Annotated in this window: 19 protein-coding genes and 2 pseudogenes; 14 read left to right on the top strand and 7 right to left on the bottom strand. The window is 60.7% G+C overall.

All coding sequences use genetic code 11. The features are described from left to right. Positions 1 to 173 precede the first annotated feature (173 nt). Positions 174 to 365 (bottom strand): hypothetical protein, encoded by a 192-nt coding sequence (locus BUB53_RS23565; RefSeq protein WP_229709620.1) that lies wholly within the window; start codon positions 363 to 365, stop codon positions 174 to 176. A gap of 71 nt (positions 366 to 436) precedes the next feature. Further along, on the bottom strand, positions 437 to 1,018 hold the full coding sequence (locus tag BUB53_RS23300) for a ParB/RepB/Spo0J family partition protein (RefSeq protein WP_229709621.1): 582 nt from the start codon (positions 1,016 to 1,018) through the stop codon (positions 437 to 439). 130 nt (positions 1,019 to 1,148) lie between these two features. Between BUB53_RS23300 and BUB53_RS21275 the strand changes: the two genes are divergently transcribed. From BUB53_RS21275 to BUB53_RS23290, 3 genes and pseudogenes are all read left to right on the top strand, one after another. Further along, the gene (locus tag BUB53_RS21275) at positions 1,149 to 1,856 is read left to right on the top strand and encodes an IS110 family transposase (protein WP_229709622.1); all 708 of its coding nucleotides are present in this window, start codon (positions 1,149 to 1,151) and stop codon (positions 1,854 to 1,856) included. Continuing rightward, positions 1,807 to 1,959, top strand: a pseudogene (locus BUB53_RS23295) (transposase); the annotation flags it as partial. The gene BUB53_RS21275 and the pseudogene BUB53_RS23295, both read left to right, overlap by 50 nt. 15 nt (positions 1,960 to 1,974) lie before the next feature. Next, positions 1,975 to 2,184 carry a hypothetical protein gene (locus tag BUB53_RS23290; protein WP_229709623.1) on the top strand — a complete coding sequence of 70 codons (210 nt, stop codon included), beginning with the start codon at positions 1,975 to 1,977 and terminating at the stop codon, positions 2,182 to 2,184. A 162-nt stretch (positions 2,185 to 2,346) separates the two neighbouring features. On the opposite strand, the gene BUB53_RS22630 is transcribed toward BUB53_RS23290, so the two are convergent. Beyond that, a complete protein-coding gene (locus tag BUB53_RS22630) occupies positions 2,347 to 2,544 on the bottom strand; it encodes a hypothetical protein (RefSeq protein WP_143163307.1) in 198 nt (65 codons plus the stop codon). An 836-nt stretch (positions 2,545 to 3,380) separates the two neighbouring features. Here BUB53_RS22630 and BUB53_RS21265 point away from each other — a divergent pair. Further along, positions 3,381 to 3,623 (top strand): hypothetical protein, encoded by a 243-nt coding sequence (locus BUB53_RS21265; protein WP_073037993.1) that lies wholly within the window; start codon positions 3,381 to 3,383, stop codon positions 3,621 to 3,623. Positions 3,624 to 3,786: 163 nt separating this feature from the next. Beyond that, positions 3,787 to 3,978 (top strand): annotated as a pseudogene (locus tag BUB53_RS23560) (IS110 family transposase); the annotation flags it as partial. 124 nt (positions 3,979 to 4,102) lie between these two features. Here the strand turns inward: BUB53_RS23560 and BUB53_RS21255 are convergent. Genes BUB53_RS21255 through BUB53_RS21245 form a run of 3 tightly spaced genes read right to left on the bottom strand, consistent with a single transcriptional unit; the run spans position 4,103 to position 6,569 of the window. Then, positions 4,103 to 4,999, bottom strand: a complete 897-nt coding sequence (locus BUB53_RS21255) for a hydroxymethylglutaryl-CoA lyase (protein WP_073037991.1) — start codon at positions 4,997 to 4,999, stop codon at positions 4,103 to 4,105. Between the two features lie 23 nt (positions 5,000 to 5,022). Further along, on the bottom strand, positions 5,023 to 5,814 hold the full coding sequence (locus tag BUB53_RS21250) for an enoyl-CoA hydratase-related protein (RefSeq protein WP_073037989.1): 792 nt from the start codon (positions 5,812 to 5,814) through the stop codon (positions 5,023 to 5,025). Between the two features lie 14 nt (positions 5,815 to 5,828). After that, entirely contained in the window at positions 5,829 to 6,569 is a 741-nt protein-coding gene (locus BUB53_RS21245; RefSeq protein WP_159437889.1) for a GntR family transcriptional regulator, read from the bottom strand. Between the two features lie 169 nt (positions 6,570 to 6,738). Here BUB53_RS21245 and BUB53_RS21240 point away from each other — a divergent pair, with 169 nt between their 5' ends. The 6 genes from BUB53_RS21240 (at position 6,739) to BUB53_RS21215 (ending at position 13,469) form a co-directional block, all read left to right on the top strand. Then, positions 6,739 to 8,064: an MmgE/PrpD family protein gene (locus BUB53_RS21240; RefSeq protein ID WP_159437888.1), complete on the top strand. Its 1,326-nt coding sequence runs from the start codon at positions 6,739 to 6,741 to the stop codon at positions 8,062 to 8,064. A gap of 23 nt (positions 8,065 to 8,087) precedes the next feature. After that, the gene (locus BUB53_RS21235; protein WP_073037999.1) at positions 8,088 to 9,275 is read left to right on the top strand and encodes an acyl-CoA dehydrogenase family protein; all 1,188 of its coding nucleotides are present in this window, start codon (positions 8,088 to 8,090) and stop codon (positions 9,273 to 9,275) included. 93 nt (positions 9,276 to 9,368) lie between these two features. After that, the gene (locus BUB53_RS21230; RefSeq protein WP_073037983.1) at positions 9,369 to 10,415 is read left to right on the top strand and encodes a TRAP transporter substrate-binding protein; all 1,047 of its coding nucleotides are present in this window, start codon (positions 9,369 to 9,371) and stop codon (positions 10,413 to 10,415) included. Positions 10,416 to 10,484: 69 nt separating this feature from the next. After that, entirely contained in the window at positions 10,485 to 10,988 is a 504-nt protein-coding gene (locus BUB53_RS21225) for a TRAP transporter small permease (RefSeq protein WP_073037981.1), read from the top strand. Beyond that, the gene (locus BUB53_RS21220; protein ID WP_073037979.1) at positions 10,985 to 12,274 is read left to right on the top strand and encodes a TRAP transporter large permease; all 1,290 of its coding nucleotides are present in this window, start codon (positions 10,985 to 10,987) and stop codon (positions 12,272 to 12,274) included. The genes BUB53_RS21225 and BUB53_RS21220 overlap by 4 nt, the downstream gene beginning before the upstream one ends. A gap of 28 nt (positions 12,275 to 12,302) precedes the next feature. Continuing rightward, positions 12,303 to 13,469: a CaiB/BaiF CoA transferase family protein gene (locus BUB53_RS21215; RefSeq protein ID WP_200797836.1), complete on the top strand. Its 1,167-nt coding sequence runs from the start codon at positions 12,303 to 12,305 to the stop codon at positions 13,467 to 13,469. Between the two features lie 86 nt (positions 13,470 to 13,555). On the opposite strand, the gene BUB53_RS21210 is transcribed toward BUB53_RS21215, so the two are convergent. Further along, positions 13,556 to 14,029: an Lrp/AsnC family transcriptional regulator gene (locus BUB53_RS21210; RefSeq protein ID WP_073037975.1), complete on the bottom strand. Its 474-nt coding sequence runs from the start codon at positions 14,027 to 14,029 to the stop codon at positions 13,556 to 13,558. A gap of 126 nt (positions 14,030 to 14,155) precedes the next feature. Between BUB53_RS21210 and BUB53_RS21205 the strand changes: the two genes are divergently transcribed. From BUB53_RS21205 to BUB53_RS21195, 3 genes are read left to right on the top strand one after another with little or no spacing between them, the layout of a single operon-like run. Then, positions 14,156 to 14,383 carry a hypothetical protein gene (locus tag BUB53_RS21205; protein WP_073037973.1) on the top strand — a complete coding sequence of 76 codons (228 nt, stop codon included), beginning with the start codon at positions 14,156 to 14,158 and terminating at the stop codon, positions 14,381 to 14,383. Further along, positions 14,376 to 15,608, top strand: coding sequence for a thiamine pyrophosphate-dependent enzyme (locus BUB53_RS21200; RefSeq protein WP_073037971.1), 1,233 nt, complete (start codon positions 14,376 to 14,378; stop codon positions 15,606 to 15,608). Before BUB53_RS21205 ends, BUB53_RS21200 begins: the two co-directional genes overlap by 8 nt. Positions 15,609 to 15,610: 2 nt before the next feature. Next, on the top strand, positions 15,611 to 16,624 hold the full coding sequence (locus tag BUB53_RS21195) for an alpha-ketoacid dehydrogenase subunit beta (protein ID WP_073037969.1): 1,014 nt from the start codon (positions 15,611 to 15,613) through the stop codon (positions 16,622 to 16,624). The last annotated feature ends 3 nt before the right edge of the window (positions 16,625 to 16,627 follow it).

The following is a 16,627-nucleotide window of genomic DNA, read 5'->3' as shown; positions in this document are numbered from 1 at the left end:
CAGAGGCTGAAGAGAACTTCTATGCACAGCGCGACGTGCTCGATATGGTCGCGTGAAATGAAGCTAAAGGTCTCCGGTGAAACCGGGACGATTCATTCCATCAGTAACACCTGCTCTTTCCTCCGCACTTTTGCGCGGATGTTAGCGAAAACAGGTGGGTCAATTTTACTCGCTCATAACCCTCCCAAGTGGGTCAATTTTGCACGCCGGTTCACAGTTTGAGGATAGACCCGTCCGAAACTACGAAACGCGCCGTAGTCCACCGAGAGATGCACCTCGACCCATTTCCACACCGCCTCGAAGGGTTTGGCTGCAGCCTGCAGCTTCTCGATGGCGAGGCGCTCGAGAAGCTCGGGGGTCTCCATATGAGCGCTGGCACGATCGTCGAGGAGATCGCGAAGCAGAATACCACCCGCCGCCTCATAGGCCTCGATTCCTACAAAGCGCCCAAGGCCCGAGTTCGCCGAATGCGCGTCTCGGTCAGCTGACGCTTGATGCTTTGCGGATGGATGTGGTAGCTGCCCTTCGCCGCGTTCCACACCGCCAACTGACGATCATGATCGTCGGTCAGCGTGAAGGCCATCACGCATTCGAGGGTCAGATCGCCCGCGCAGAATTGCTCGATGATCTCGGGCGCAACACGGGCGAGTTTCAACCGGCGGCGCACCAAGTCGACCGAGACGCCGAACTTGAGTGCAATCTCGTCTTCGCTGCGCCACTCGTTGATCATCTGGTCGAAGACCTCGAACTGGTCAGTCGGATGCATGGCAGCGCACTGGAGATTTTCCGTGGCGGAGGTGTGGACGGCGTTGCGCTCGTCCTCGACAAGGCAGGGCACTAGGTAGTCTACGGGAATATCACCGTCCGCGGCGAGCTGTTTCAGTGCCTTGAGGCGGCGGCCGCCAGCACCGACTGCAAAACATATCTCTGACAACGCATGGACGATTAGGTTCTGCTTGATGCCGGTCCCACAGATGCTGGCAAGAAGCTCGGCGTCGTCGCTGGCACTGGCGGCCACCTTGCGGACGTTGAGCGCGCTGGGTTCCAGCTGGTCGAGTAGGACAAAGCATGAGTAATCGGGCTGGCCTAATGGATGGGTCGGGTTCTCGATAGACTTGCAACAGATGCTGCAATCTTAGGAGAACGAAATGGATTACTTTGTGGGTTTGGACGTATCGCTGCGGTCGGTGGCTGTGTGCGTGATTGATGCCGATGGCAAGCACGTCTTCGAGCGCTCGGTTGATTGCGAGATAGAGGACATTGCGGCCTGTCTGCGCGATGTTCCCCAAGGGCGGTATCGGATCGGCTTCGAGTCTGTCGCGATGAGTCAGCATCTCTATTTCGGGCTTCAGTGCGCGGGCTTCGACGTGGTGTGCATGGAAGCTCGCCAGGTAAATGCGGCGCTTTCGGCGATGCGCAACAAGACCGACAAGACTGATGCCCGAGGGATCGCGCAAGTGCTGCGGTCGGGTTGGTTCAGCAAGGTGTTCATCAAGAGCCGTGAAGCACATGCCTACCGGGCACTGCTCAGCAGCCGCAAGGCCGTTCAGAAGAAGTGCATTGATCTGGCCAATGAAGTTCGAGGGCTGTTCCGGATCTTTGATTTACGCCTGCCGTCCCGTGTCGATCAGGGGTCTTTCGACGAACGGGTCCGGCCTGTCATCGAAGCCGATCCGGATTTGTCCCGCGCACTTTTGCCTCTGCTGGATGCGCGGGCGATGCTCTACAAAACCTATCGCGAGTTGGACAGGCGCGTGAAGCAAGCCGCCAGTCATGACGCAATCTGTCTGCGCTTCATGACGATCCCTGGCATGGGAGCCGATCGCGGCCTTCACCTTTCGCGCCACCGACGATGATCCGTCACGTTTCACCAGTTCGCGCACGGTCGCTGCACATTTCGGGCTGACACCTCGAAGATATCAGTCCGGCAAAACCGACAATCCTGGCCGTATATCCAAAGCCGGAGACCGGGATGTGCGCGCCACACTCTATGCCGCCGCGAACGCGATGATGATGCGCTCGGTGGCCAGCTCCGAGATCAAGAGTTGGGGTCTTCGGCTGATGCGCCGTAAGGGCCGCCGCCGCGCTGTCGTCGCCGTCGCCCGCAAGCTGGCAGTCATCATGCATCGCATGTGGGCCGACAACACTGAGTTCCGTCACGAACCTTTGGAGGCCAAGCTATGATCTGACAGCCTTCCAGAGCCAAATGACGGGATCGTCCCTCACCGGACGAGGTCTCGTGGATGACGCCGAATATGTCTGCTGCGACGAACAAGCGCGAGACGAAGCGGGGCGCTCCACGTCCAATCCGACACATGCATGCAGCGGTCCAACCGAACCGGGCCATCAATGACTGCGAAGAGAAGCGTGACCCGGATGAGAGAGACTGTGATCCCAAACGATGGAAACGAAATGATGAAATGAACTTGACCTAAACGCCCGATTAGAGAAGCGGATATTGGCGGCGCCGTTAGGCGAAACCGCTCCGTAGGCTTCAGTCTTCTTCGCGGCGGTAGGTTTGGTTCGGGTCGTGGTCTTGGCCATGGTCAGGCTCCTTGTCGCGCCGGACCCGGATGAGGCTCTCTCTATCCTTTCAAGCCCGGCATCCAGGCTTCCCTTTCTCTGGCTCTCGTTGGCGTGTTTCCGACTGCGTCGACTGGCACAGCCATATGGCATTTCGCGCGCCCAAGGTAAATTCAGTCAACGCGACGCGAAGGGCAAACAGGATCAGTAGACAATAATGGTAGGCGGCGGCTGACCAACAGCTATTCTGACTGCGACAGTACCTTACGAAAGCAAAGTGACTGCACAGCCGGGAAAGCAGAGCCCTGCAATATGCCATGCCGTAGCGGCGTTCAGATTTGGGTTTCCGAGTTGGGGAGCGCACTGCAGGCCCTCCCGCGGTTACTCGAACATGACCTTGAACTGCCCAGCTTGCGTAGGGTCAGATGGGGTATTCGGCTTGCGCCCATCTTTTAGCTTCAGTCTCAGAGAAACGCTGCGCCTCGAGTTGATGGCAAAAATTGATCTGGGAGAACCAGCCACAAACATCAGGGAAGGAGACACAGCATGAAGCATTACGTCGGATTGGACGTATCGGTTAAAGAGACCGCGATTTGCGTCGTCGACGAAGACGGCCAAATCTGCTGAGAGACGAAAGTACCGAGCCATCCCTCTGACCTCGCCTTCGCAGGCAGCACCAGCGGAGTTCGCGCCGAGGGGATCGGACTTGCGGCTGGGCCTGTGTCGCAGTGGCTCGTCGCAGGGCTGGCACGGGCGGGCTTGCCGGTGACCTGCATCGAGACCAGGCACGCGAAGGTATTTCTGAAGGCTCAGATGAACAAGACTGATCACAATGACGCGCGGGGATCGCACAGGTGATGCGGGTCAACCTGTACCGCCCCGTGCATGTGAAGACCCTCGAAAGCCAGCAGCACCGAGGCTTGCTGCGCAATTTTGGCCTGAAAGTTGGAACCGTTGGGGGAGAAAGGTTCGAAAACCGAGTTTTAGGCCTGGTCGCGAGTCTTCCGGAATTGGCAAGCATGATCAGGATTTTGCTCGATACAAAACGCAAATTGCGGGAGGGCTTTGCCAGTTGCACGGCAAGGTTCTGGATATCGTGAAGGGAGGCGCCGTGTGCTTGCGCTTGATAACAGTCCGGGTGTAGAACCGGTGACGTCACTGGCTCGGCAGGCCCAAGGACAGGCGGCGCGTCACAACCCGATATGACAGGTGCACGAAGGGCTTCCTCTCCGCAATCGCGCTTGCAGCAACCGTCATCAATGCGCGCTCTGTAAGGCTGTCACAGCCATGATGCATCGCGGGCGGGCAAGTTGGCTGCGAACCTGGGCCGCGAAACTTGCTCGCCGTCTTGGTGCCAAGCGCGCCATGGTTGCGCTGGCGCGGCGCATTACCGTGATCTTGCACCGAATGTGGAAGGACGGCGCCAACTTCCGCTTAGATGATCCGGTGCATCATGTTGGCTGCCATCGCGCTGACCACGGACCGAAGCATGCACCCGGATTGATCTCAGGCGAAGGCAGGGAAGCAGATCATTCGCTCAAAAGACAAGACCGCACATCATGCATGAGAAATACAGTTGCTAAGCTACAGGAAGGCGCGGCCCTGCCTTCATAACCTGACCGGACAACTCATGACCTAGGATCTCCTGCATCCGCTCTGCTAGGTTAATCAGGCGACGCAAGTCTAAGCCAGTCTCCAGTCCCATTTCTGCGGCCAGATAGACCAGATCTTCGGTGCAGATATTACCGCTCGCACCCTTGGCAAAAGGACAACCGCCCAGCCCACCCAGTGCAGATTCATAGCGCGTAATGCCAGCCTCGAGCCCGGCGATCACGTTAACTAGACCAATGCCGCGGGTATTATGAAAATGCAGCGTCAGTTCCACCTCGGGGAACCATTCCGCCAGCTTGGCGCAAAGGTGGCGCACGATCGGCGGCGTCGCCATGCCGGTGGTATCGCCCAACGTGACCGCCCCCACCCCCTGCGCGGCGAAGCCTTCAATCACCCGCGCCACCTCCTCGGCCGATACATTGCCCTGCCAAGGGCAGCCGAAGGCGGTCGAGACCGCGGCGCGCAAGCTGCGCTTGCTGTCGGCCACCGCCTGCGCCATTGGGGCGATATTCTCCAGCGACTCGGCGACACTGCGGTTGACGTTGTGGCGGTTGTGCGTCTCGGAAGCGGAGATGAACATCACCAACTCGTCCACCCCGGCCTCCAGCGCCCGTTCGGCGCCACGCGGATTGGGCACTAGGGCGGCGAGCGTCGCTCCCCGCCCACGCAGCTCGCTTATTACCTCGGTCGCATCGGCCAGTTGCGGCACCGCCTTGGGAGACACAAAAGAAGTCGCTTCAATCCGCTGCAGCCCAGCATCAATCAGGCCGAGGCCGATCTGAATCTTCTGGTTCGTGGGCACGAAGACGGACTCCATCTGCAATCCGTCGCGCATCCCCACCTCGGTGATAGTCAGTTCCGTCATCGGCTTTCCTCTCTGACAGATGCTTAGGCGCCAGTGAAGCGCGGCGCGCGCTTTTCGTTAAAGGCCAGAACCCCCTCGCGCCGGTCGGCGGTGGGCACGGTGCGATTGTAGGCCTCAATCTCGATGGCGAGCCCGGTCTTCAGATCGGTCTCGACCCCCATGGTCATGGCCCGCTTGGCCTGGCGCACCGCGATTGGCCCGTTGGCGGCGATCCGTCGCGCCAATTCCAGCACACCCGGCATCAGCCCCTCGGACGACCAGACCCGGTTGACCATTCCCCATTCCGCTGCCTCTGCCGCGCTGAAGGGCGTAGTGGAGAAAATCAACTCCTTGGCGCGGCGCAGTCCGACCGCGCGCGGCAGGTTCTGGGTGCCGCCACCGCCCGGGATAATTCCCAGCTTCGGTTCGGTCAGGGCAAAGCGCGCGCCCTCGGTCGCGTGAACGAAATCGCAGGCCAGCGCCATTTCAGTACCACCGCCATAGGCGGCCCCATTCACCGCCGCGATCACAGGCACCGGGCAATCCATCAGCGTGTAGAAAGCCTGCTCGAAGATCACATGTTGGCGCTGCCAGTCAGCATCTGACATGCCCGAGCGTTCGCGCAGATCCCCGCCAGCGCAAAAAGCCTTGTTGCCCGCCCCGGTCAGAACCAGACAACGCAGAGTGCCCGGGTCCATCAGCACGCTACGGAACAAATTCAACAGGTCGCGCCCCATCTGTGTGTTCAGCGCGTTAGCCACGGCCGGGCGATTAAGGGTGATTACGGCAATGCCTCCCTCCAGATCTTCGCGGATCAGGGTCTCGTACTGGGCCATGGGGCCTCCTTTTATTAGGTTTCGCGCTCCAGCAGGATCGTCTGGTGAAAACGGTCGCCGGGATGGAAGGACAGCGTGATCTCAAACAGATCACCTTTGTCCGACCAGTAGCGGCGTCGCTCCATCAGCGACGGAGAGCCCGAGTCGCAGGATAGTTCAGACGCCAGGTCGGTCGGCATCGCGACGGCGGCAATGCGGCGTTCAACCCGTGCGATGGAGAATTTAAATTGTTCGGATAATTTCTGATAAATCGCCCGAGACACTCCGCCGATATTGTAGCGCACGTCGACATAGGGTTCGGCGATATAGATTTCGGTCCACGCCACAGGCTGTTCGTTGTCTTGAGTGTGGCGCGGACCCGCGAGGCGCAACCAGCGGCTGCCCTTCTCTGCGCCAAGTGTCTCAGCGAGCTTTGAGCGCAAAGTAACCACCCCCTCCTGCTTCTTGTCGAAGATGGTAGCACGAGCGTAATCAGTAAGGTCATTTATGGAATCAATACGATAGCTATAGGACTCGGGTGGCGCTCCAGCCAGGACAACGGTTCCCGCCCCGGCCTGACGCGACAGTAGTCCGGCCTCCTGCAAAAGCCGCAGCGCCTCGCGCACGGTATGGCGACCCAAGCTGTAGCGGGCGCAAAGCTCGTGCTCCGTCGGGAACCGCCCCCCCACGGGATAAACACCGGCCGCCAAATCAGCGGCAAGACGATCGTGCAATTTCTGATATAATGGCTGCTTGGAGCGAAGGCTTTTACTCATACCCGGCATCATAATTGTTCGGATATTGCCGTGGCAAGTTAAAAAAGCACATTGACATTAAACTCGGATCTCCCGTATTGTCCGAACAAATCTAGCGATCGCAAGCAAAATCGCTCCGATGCGCTCAGTCGCGTTGACTTTGTTCGGATGTTTCTTCGGGGAGGGGGAAGTGGATTTCATTCAGCGTCTTTGTGACCATATCGCCATGCCCCGTCCGCTGAACGCGGCGGAACGCGACGCCGCGGTGACCGCCTTTGAGGACACGCTCGCGGTCACCTATGCCGGCTGGGCCGAGCCCTCGGCCGCCGCGGCGCGTCGGGTCTTTGCCGGCACCGGCGCACAGCTCTTCGACGGCAGTCGGGTACAGGGCGCGGAATATGCCGCGCTTGCACATGGCATCGCCGGCCACGCGCTTGATTTCGACGACGTGCACCTGACCTCGGTTACCCATCCCAGCGTGGTGCTAGTGCCCGCGCTGATGGCGCTGGTCGAGTCCCGCCCCGCACTAGCCACGCGCATGATCGACGCCTATGCGATCGGCCTCGGCACCAATATCGCGCTGGGTCAGGCGCTCGGATTCGGTCATTACGACCGCGGCTGGCACGCGACATCGACCATCGGTCCGCTGGCCGGGGCGGCAGCGCTGGCGCATCTGCTGGGTCTCGACGCCTCCGCAGCGCGCAGCGCGCTGGCGCTGGCCGCGGCTCAGGCCGGCGGCTTCCAGCGCAATTTCGGCAGCCAGGCGAAACATGTGCAGGCCGGCCAAGCCGCCGCCGCTGCGCTGCGCGCCTCCCTCCTTGCCGAGGCCGGGGTCGGAGGCAGCCCCGACATCTTCGGCCCGCGCGGCTTTTTCGACCTTTATGGCCGCACCGCCCCGGGCACGGTGTCAGACCGGATTGACATCACGCCCGACACGCTGTCGGTGTCACGCAAGCTGTTTCCCTGCTGCTACCTGACCCACCGAATGATAGCCGCCGCGCTGGAGGCCCGCAGCGCGCTGCCCGACGGGCTGCCTACCGATGCCCGCGTCGCCATACAAGTACCATATGGCGGCATGAGAGCGCTGCATGTGACAGACCCGCAGACCGGCGCGCAGGGCAAGTTCTGCGCCGCCTATTGCGTTGCCGCGGCGCTGGAGCAGGGCCGCGTCGGTCTGTCGGATTTCGAGGATGCCGCGGTGCACCGCCCAGCGCTGCGCCGCATCATGGCGCAGGTGGAGACCGCCGAAGATCCGCTGGTTGGCGAAATGCCGGTTGGAATCGCTCATGGCAGCGTGCGGCTCCGGATCACCCGCGCCGGACGGACCTTAGCTGAAGTCAAGGTCCATCATTATCCAGGCGCGCCTGATGCCCCCGCTGCACCCGAGGCATACGCGGCGAAGATCGCCGATTGTCTCGCCATTTGGCGACGTGTCACTGGGCAGTCTCTTACGCCCGAGGCCTTCCGTAGCCAACTGCGGAGCCACATAGGCGCATCAGCGGGCGCCGAAAACTGAACATGAAATTGGAACGAAACAAAATGGCCCAGACAGACGTGATGCCCGTATCCATGGAAATCGGCGAGGACTACCCGGAAATCCGCGACGCCGTGCGTAAGGTCTGCGCGCCCTTCGACGGTGCCTATTGGCAGAAGCTGGAGGAGGACGATAGCTATCCCAGTGAATTCGTCGAAGCGCTGACCTCAAGCGGCTTTCTTGCCGTGCTGATCCCCGAAGCCTACGGCGGCTCAGGCCTGCCGCTGCGGGCGGCCTCGACAATCCTGGAAGAGATTCACGCCATGGGCTGCAACGCTGGTGCTTGCCACGCGCAAATGTATATAATGGGCACCCTGCTGCGGCACGGGTCGGAGGCGCAGAAGCAGCAGTGTCTGCCCGCCATTGCCAGCGGCGAGCTGCGTCTGCAGGCTTTTGGCGTGACCGAGCCTACCACCGGCTCGGATACCACCCAGCTGCGCACCCGCGCAGTGCGCGACGGCGACGACTACGTGATCAACGGCCAGAAGGTCTGGACCAGCCGGGCGCTTTATTCCGACCTGATGCTGCTGCTGGCGCGCACCACGCCGGCCGATCAGGTGGCACGCAAGACCGACGGTTTGTCCGTGTTTCTGATCGACATGCGCGCCGCACGGGGCAACGGGTTGGAGATCCGGCCGATCAAGGCGATGGTGAACCACAACACCACTGAGATCTATTTCGACAATCTGCGCATTCCTGCCTCCAGCCTCATCGGCGAAGAGGGAAAAGGCTTCAAATACATTCTCGATGGAATGAACGCCGAACGCATGCTGGTCGCCTCTGAATGCTTGGGCGATGCCCGCTGGTTCATCGAGACCGCAACTCGCTATGCCAACGAACGCGTGGTCTTCGGCAAGCCCATCGGAGCCAACCAAGGCGTTCAGTTTCCAATCGCCAGCGCCTATGCCGAGATGCGCGCCGCGGACATGGTGCTGCGCCGCGCCTGCGCGCTGTTTGATGCGGGCCAACCCTGCGGTGAGGATGCCAATATGGCCAAGCTACTGTTGTCAGAGGCCAGTTGGCACGCCGGCGAGGCATGCCTGCAGACCCACGGCGGCTTTGGCTACGCCTGCGAATATAACGTGGAACGCAAATGGCGTGAGACCCGACTTTACCGGATCGCGCCGATTTCTTCGAACCTGATACTGGCCTATCTGGGTCAACACGTTCTGGGTCTGCCGCGTTCCTATTGATGCGTCGACCTAAAACCGCCGCGCGCCATTCTGCCCCGGCGCGCGTTCGGGCCGCGATTAGCGGAGCATGGGGGCGGAAAGGGAGGAATTATCTTGACCAAGACCACTCAGACCCGGCGCGGCTTTCTCGCGCTGTCCACCGCGACGCTTGGCACTGCGATCGCCGCGCCCTCGATTTTGCGGGCTCAGACCGAGCAGATTATTAAGATCGCCTACAACCTGCCGGAACATCACGCTACGGGCACCTATTTCGAGACGCTGGCAAAAGAGATCGCAGAGCGCACAGTCGACACCTCGATCAAGCTGGTCCCACAGACCTTTCCCGACGGGCAGCTGTATAACGACACCCAGCTTCCGGACGCAATTTCCACCGGCGCGACCCATATTGGCCAAGTGAACCTGGGCTTTATGGCCGGACGCGATGCCGAACTGCTGCGGGTCTGGGCAATGCCCTTTCTTTACGAGACCTGGGAAGCCGAATGGGCCGCCGAGGACAGCCCCGCGATGCATAACGCCTTCGCCACGCAGCTGGCAAAGTACGAACACGAGATGCTGGGTTGGATGGCCTACGGAACGGTCGAGATCTACAGCAACTCGCCGATTCGGATGCCGACTGACATGCAGGGGCTCAAGATGCGTTCCTTCGGGCTCGATGCCACGCAACTGCTCAGCCAGTTGGGGGCCTCGCCAGTGACCATGAGTTCTCAGGAAATTTATCAAGCGATGCAACGCGGTACCATCGACGGATGCGTTACCGGCCCGTCCTCGGTCCTCAGCCGCAAGTTGTTCGAGGTGACGAAATACGGCACCAACGCCTCGATGATCCGCCTGCCCTTTGTTTCCTCGGCCTCGAAAATGTGGTGGGACACGCTGCCGGAAGATGTGAAGACCGCGCTACAGGAGGCAGCGCTGGTGGCGCAGAAGGCCTCACGCGATCAAGGCAAGGCTGACAGCGAACAAGTCACCGAACAGTTGCGCGAGGTGGGCGTCGAGATTGCCGACATGACGCCTGAGGAGCGCAAGGCCTGGAGCGAAGCAGCCGCGCCGCTGCTGGAGGATTACAAGGCCAAGACCGGCGAAGCCGGGGCGAAGATACTGGCGGCAGTGGCGGCCGCCAACGTCGCCCATCCGGCGGGCTGAAGCTGTGCCGGCGCTGTGCAGGCGCCGGCCGACTCCCTTTTTCGCTCACTGCTGTCAAAAGAGGACTTCATGTCCCAAGTTTCACACGCCCTTGCCTTCGTGCAGAACTCCATTCTGGGGTTGTCGGCCGCGGCGCTTTTTACGCTGCCGCTGATCACCGCCTATGACGTCGCACTGCGCTATCTGTTTCATGCGCCTACGATCTGGGCCACCGAGATTTCGATCTATCTGCTGCAATTCGCGGTGTTCATGACCCCAGGGGCGCTGTTAACCAGTGGCAATCACCTGCGAGTCACCTTTTGGATCGAGAACCGAACCGGCCTGACGCGCCGCCTAGCCGAGACCGTCACCGCGCTGGCGGTGTTGCCTTATGCCGTGATTTTGGTCTGGTTCGGCACCGTCTATACGCTGCGCGCCTTTGAGCGCGGCATGTTGTCCCCCACGCTGCTACAGGTGCCCATGTGGATCGTCTATTCGCTGATTCCGCTGGGCGGCCTTTTGCTGGTTCTGGGCGCGCTGGTGCGCGGCTTCGAGCTCTGGACCGAACGTGGAGAAACGGAGGTTCGCTCATGATTTCCAGCACCATTATCTTTATCCTTCTCGGGGTTCTGCTGGTCTGCCTGGTGGCAGGCGTACCGATTGCGTTTTCCCTAGGACTCGCCGGGGCCGCGACCATCGCGGCCGCCTCGGGTGTCCCGTTTCTGGTGCAAATCCCGCTGACGCTGCAGCGTGCGCTGGCAGATCCGGTGATTTTGGCCGTGCCGATGTATATCCTGATGGGCGAGATCCTGTACCGGGGCAAGGTCGGTCAACAGCTGTTCGACGTCGCCAACGCCTGGATAGGCCGGATTCGCGGTGGCACTGGGGTTTCAGCCGTGACGGCTTTTACCTTCTTTGCCGCCATTGTCGGCTCTTCCATGGCCTCGGTACTGACCATCGGGCGCATTGCCATCCCCGAGATGCAAAAAGCCGGTTATCCCAAGCGGCTGAGCCATGGGTTGTCGGTGGTCGGCGGCTCGCTCGGAATCCTGATTCCACCCTCAATCCCGCTGATCATCTATGCCTCGCTGGCCTCGGTGTCGCCAGCGCAGCTGTTTCTTGCCGGGCTGCTGCCTGGTCTGTTGATCGCCGCGATGCTCTCCGTCTGGGCGATGCTGATGGCGCCCCGCCCAAAGTATGCCGCCAGCTCTCACTGGTCGGGCCGTGCTGCGCTGCGCATCACCCTGCGGGCGCTACCTGATTTGGCACTGCCGGTGGTGGTTCTGGGCGGCATCTATCTGGGTATCTACACGCCGACCGAGGCGGCTGGGATCGGTGTGGTTCTGGCGCTGTTACTGACGGTTGTGCTGCGCCAAAGCCTGAGCCTGCGCGAGCTGCCGGAGGTGATGATCACGGCCACCCGCCATTCAGCCGGGCTGTTGGCGATCGTAGTCGGTGCGCTGGTGCTGGGCTCGGCGCTTACCCTGATCGGTCTGCCGCAGTTCCTGGCGAAACAGGTCATGGAGGCCGGCGTTGAACCCTGGATTGTCCTGCTGATCATGAACTTGGTCTGGATTATCCTCGGTTGTTTCTTGGAGGTCATTTCGATCATCCTGATCACCGTGCCCGTTTTCGTGCCAATCGCGGTTGCGCTTGGCTTTGATCCGCTGTGGTTCGGCATCCTAATGGTTATCAACATGGAACTGGCGGTGATCACCCCGCCGCTAGGCATGAACCTCTTTGCGCTCAAAGCCATCCTGCCGGAAGAGCGGATCGAGACCATCATCCGCGCTGCCCTGCCGTCACTAGCCATTGTGCTGACCGTTCTGGCGCTAGTCTGGATCTTTCCAGACATCGCACTGGTGCTAACTCGACTCTGAGCCCAGCCAAGACCAACAGGAGTTGTAATTGTCCGATACCCTTGCCACCGCACGCCCCGAACAGCCGCTGAGCGGCCTCCGAATGATCGAGATCGGCCATTCCGTGGCTGCCCCGTTTTGCGGCCAAGTACTGGCCGACCTGGGCGCCGAGGTCATCAAGGTCGAGAACCCCGACGGGGGCGACGACGCCCGTCACTGGGGCCCGCCCTTTGTCAACGGCACCGCGGCCACCTTTCACAGCCTTAACCGCAACAAGCGGAGCATGGCTGTAAATCTTAAGAACGAAGAGGAGCGTGCCATCCTAGAGGCGTTGATCGGTGAAAGCGACGTTCTGGTGCAGAACATGCGCCCCGGTCTGATGGAGCGCTACGGGCTGGGTGCCAATGATCTATGCGCCAGGTTTCCCCGGCTGATCTGCTGCAACCTAGGTGCCTATGGGGATGTCGGGCCGCTGCGACGGCACACCGGCTACGACCCTTTGATGCAAGCGTTTTCCGGCATCATGTCGGTGACCGGAGAGCCCGGCCGGCCGCCGGTACGGGTAGGGCCGTCGATCATTGATCAGGGCACCGGGATGTGGTGCGTAATTGGCATCCTTTCGGCGCTGATGGGCCGAGCGGCCAGCGGGCGTGGCTGCCGCGTCGACACCTCGTTGTTCGAGACGGGGCTGAGTTGGATGACCGTGCCGATCGGCAATGCCGTGGCCTCGGGCAAGGAGCCGGGCAAGAGTGGGTCCGAGACTCCGATGCTCACCCCGTATCGCGCCTTCATGGCGGCGGATCGCCATATCGTGATCGCAGCGGGCAACAACAACCTGTTCCGCCGCCTAGTCGAAACGCTGGGCCATCCCGAATGGGCCGAGGACGCGCGCTTTGCCCGCAACGCCGACCGTGTAGCCAACCGCGAGGAATTGAACGCGATGATCGAGGAGGTGGTACAGACGCGCCCCTCGGATCATTGGACCCAGGCGTTGGACGCGGTGGGTGTGCCCTGCTCGCCCGTCAACCAGGTGAGCGAGGTTCTGGCCCATCCGCAAACCAAGGCGCTCGGGATGGTTCTACCCTCGGGCGATCCGCATCTCGGGCTGGTGGCGACGCCATTGCGCTTTGACGGTAACCGGCCAAAGCTGCGCAGCCTGGCGCCCAAGCCGGGCCAAAGATCGGCCGAAGAAGACCCTGTCTTGACGAACGGCTGACCCGCGCAGGCATCTTGCGTGCCAAGTTACGGCTGGCAGGCTCGGGAGCCCCGAAATTTCCGGGTTCCCGAGCCTTTTTGCATCTCTCAATCTTCAGGCAGATAAGCCTGCACATCTTTCAATGTTCTCAGTACGAAACTCGACCGTGAATGCCGTATCCCTGGCACGCGGTATAGCTTTTTGCGCAGAAATTCTTCGTATCCGCGCGTTCCATCCACGGCAACCTTGATTTGGTAGTCATATTCGCCCGTGGTCAGATGCACTTCCAGTACCTCGGGCATTTTCAGCATCTGCTTGCCAAAGGTTTCCACCGTGTCGTCGTCGTGCCGGTTAAGGATGACCTCAATCATCACAATTTCCGCTGCGCCCAGCTTCTCCTGATCCAGTATCGCACGATAGCTGGTGATCACCCCTTGCTGTTCCAGCCGTCGGACCCGTTGCCAGCACGGGCTTGGCGACAGCCCGACCTGCTGAGCGAGCTGGGTGTTGGAGATTCGCCCATCCTTGCTCAATTTGCGCAGGATCCGTTGGTCGATCAGGTCGAGGCTTGCATTGCTCATATGGATGAATCTTTTTCAAAATCCGATATTGAAAATCAAATTATTTGAATGACCGCTAAAATCAAGAATAAATAAAAGGAAATTTGGCCATCTCCGAACTATCCTAAACCGCAGGAGGAACACGGAATGCGCGGTTTTTTCAACTGCGGCGACCCATTGGATACGGTCTGTCGCGTCATGGATACGGCCCGACGTATGGGCATGGGATTCACCCAGCTGGAGTTCGCACAGGAAGGCGATACGGCCTTCTCGCTGAGTTTCACACTCGACGAGAACGACGCGCAGAAAGTGAACACCTTCACACAGCGTATCGGTCTGTATATCGACCTGACTAAGGAGGCCGCAGATGTTTAAGGAACGCACTCCGCGCCTTCATGTGCCCGAGCCCGAGTTGCGACCGGGGGATGAGCCCGATTTTTCTCATGTGGATATTCCCCTCGCTGGCGCTGTGCGCCGCCCCGATCCCGGCGAAAACCCCGAGGAAATGCGCGATCTTGCTTTCTCGATCATCCGTGTTCTGAACCGTAAGGGCCAGGCTGTCGGCCCTTGGGCAGACACCCTGAGCGGCGGTGAACTGCTTGAAGGGCTGCGCCATATGATGACCCTACGCGCCTATGATACGCGGATGATGACGGCACAGCGCCAGGGCAAGTCCTCGTTCTACATGCAGCACCTGGGCGAAGAGGCGATTTCCTGCTCCTTCCATAAGGCATTGCGCAAGGGCGACATGAATTTCCCCACGTATCGCCAGGCCGGTTTGCTGATCGCCTCGGGCTATCCGATGGTGAAAATGATGTGCCAGGTCTATTCGAATGACGGCGACCCGGTGCGCGGCCGCCAGTTGCCGGTGTTCTACAGTTCGAAAGAGCATGGATTCTTCTCGATCTCAGGGAACCTGGCCACGCAATATGTGCAGGCCGTCGGTTGGGCCATGGCCGCCGCGATCAAGGGCGAACGCAAACTTTCCGCCGCGTGGATCGGCGATGGTTCGACCGCCGAAAGCGACTTTCACGGCGCGCTGGTTTTCGCCTCGACCTACAAACCGCCTGTCATCCTGAATATCGTCAACAACCAATGGGCGATTTCAACGTTCCAGGGGATTGCCCGTGGCGGGGCCGGCACCTTTGCCGCGCGGGCGCACGGGTTTGGCCTGCCCGCGCTGCGCGTCGATGGCAACGATTACCTGGCCGTACATGCCGCGGCGCAGTGGGCCGTCGAACGCGCGCGCCGCGATCTGGGGCCAACCCTGATCGAATACGTCACCTACCGCGCCGGGGGGCATTCCACCTCGGACGATCCGGCTGCCTACCGCCCCAAAGAGGAAGGCAATGCATGGCCTCTGGGCGATCCCATCCTGCGGCTCAAGGCGCACCTGATCCACAAGGGGCTTTGGAGCGAGGAGCGCCATACACAGGCCGAGGCCGAGATCATGGACGCTGTAACCGCCGCGCAAAAAGAGGCCGAAGCCATCGGCACGCTGCATTCCGGCAACCGCCCCAGCCCACGCGATATGTTCGAGGACGTCTACGCTGAAATGCCACCACATCTGGTGCGTCAACGTCACGAAGTAGGATATTGAAAATGGCCCGGATGACAATGATCGAAGCGATCCGTGATGCCCACGCGGTCGCCATGGGAAAAGACCCCGATGTCGTGGTCATGGGCGAGGACGTCGGCTATTTCGGCGGGGTATTCCGCTGTACTGCCGACTTGCAGAAGACCTTCGGCGTGGAACGCTGCTTTGACACTCCGATCAGTGAGTTGGGGATCATCGGCACTGCTGTCGGCATGGCGGCATATGGCCTGAAACCCTGCGTCGAGATCCAGTTCGCCGATTATATGTACCCTGCCTACGATCAGATCGTGTCTGAGGCGGCGCGCCTGCGCTATCGCTCGGCCGGGGAATTCACCTGCCCGATGGTGGTACGCATGCCCACCGGCGGCGGTATTTTCGGTGCCCAGACCCACAGCCAAAGCCCCGAGGCCCTGTTTACCCATGTGGCGGGCCTGAAAACCGTGGTGCCTTCGAATCCACAGGATACCAAGGGCTTGTTGCTGGCCTCGATAGCCGATCCCGACCCGGTAATCTTTCTTGAACCAAAGCGCCTCTATAACGGCCCCTTTGACGGCCATTTCGATCGGCCCTCGAAATCCTGGAACAAGCATGACCTGGGCGAGGTCGCCCCTGGCTATTACGAGGTGCCGCTTGGCAAGGCCAACGTAGTGCGCGAAGGGTCGGCGGCAACGCTGATCACCTATGGGACCATGGTGCATGTCGCCTTGGCGGCGGTCGAAGAAAGCGATGTCGATGTCGAGGTCATTGACCTGCGGACGTTATTGCCGCTGGATTTGGAAACGCTGGTGGCCTCGGTTACCAAGACCGGCCGCTGCATTGTCCTGCACGAGGCCACACTGACCTCGGGTTATGGCGCGGAAATCACCTCGCTCATCCAGGCCGAATGCTTCTACAGCCTTGAAGCCCCGGTTTTGCGTGTTGCCGGTTGGGATACCCCCTATCCGCATGCGCAAGAGTGGGATTATTTCCCCGGCCCCGCCCGTGTCAAACGCGCCATCACAACCGTCATGGAGGCCTGAACC

This window comes from Roseovarius pacificus, assembly GCF_900142665.1.
In the GTDB taxonomy this organism is placed as follows: domain Bacteria; phylum Pseudomonadota; class Alphaproteobacteria; order Rhodobacterales; family Rhodobacteraceae; genus Roseovarius; species Roseovarius pacificus.
The sequence above is the reverse complement of the archived record's forward strand: the minus strand, read 5'-3'. Positions and strand labels throughout refer to the sequence as shown.

Excerpts from the sequence above, each read along its gene's own strand:
- BUB53_RS21255 (WP_073037991.1), bottom strand. The coding sequence starts at position 4,999 with ATGACGGAACTGACTATCACCGAGGTGGGGATGCGCGACGGATTGCAG.
- BUB53_RS21220 (WP_073037979.1), top strand. The coding sequence starts at position 10,985 with ATGATTTCCAGCACCATTATCTTTATCCTTCTCGGGGTTCTGCTGGTC.
- BUB53_RS21265 (WP_073037993.1), top strand. The coding sequence starts at position 3,381 with ATGCGGGTCAACCTGTACCGCCCCGTGCATGTGAAGACCCTCGAAAGC.
- BUB53_RS21225 (WP_073037981.1), top strand. The coding sequence starts at position 10,485 with ATGTCCCAAGTTTCACACGCCCTTGCCTTCGTGCAGAACTCCATTCTG.
- BUB53_RS21235 (WP_073037999.1), top strand. The coding sequence starts at position 8,088 with ATGGCCCAGACAGACGTGATGCCCGTATCCATGGAAATCGGCGAGGAC.
- BUB53_RS21210 (WP_073037975.1), bottom strand. The coding sequence starts at position 14,029 with ATGAGCAATGCAAGCCTCGACCTGATCGACCAACGGATCCTGCGCAAA.
- BUB53_RS21275 (WP_229709622.1), top strand. The coding sequence starts at position 1,149 with ATGGATTACTTTGTGGGTTTGGACGTATCGCTGCGGTCGGTGGCTGTG.
- BUB53_RS21195 (WP_073037969.1), top strand. The coding sequence starts at position 15,611 with ATGGCCCGGATGACAATGATCGAAGCGATCCGTGATGCCCACGCGGTC.
- BUB53_RS21200 (WP_073037971.1), top strand. The coding sequence starts at position 14,376 with ATGTTTAAGGAACGCACTCCGCGCCTTCATGTGCCCGAGCCCGAGTTG.
- BUB53_RS21205 (WP_073037973.1), top strand. The coding sequence starts at position 14,156 with ATGCGCGGTTTTTTCAACTGCGGCGACCCATTGGATACGGTCTGTCGC.
- BUB53_RS22630 (WP_143163307.1), bottom strand. The coding sequence starts at position 2,544 with ATGGCCAAGACCACGACCCGAACCAAACCTACCGCCGCGAAGAAGACT.
- BUB53_RS21245 (WP_159437889.1), bottom strand. The coding sequence starts at position 6,569 with ATGAGTAAAAGCCTTCGCTCCAAGCAGCCATTATATCAGAAATTGCAC.
- BUB53_RS21250 (WP_073037989.1), bottom strand. The coding sequence starts at position 5,814 with ATGGCCCAGTACGAGACCCTGATCCGCGAAGATCTGGAGGGAGGCATT.
- BUB53_RS23565 (WP_229709620.1), bottom strand. The coding sequence starts at position 365 with ATGGAGACCCCCGAGCTTCTCGAGCGCCTCGCCATCGAGAAGCTGCAG.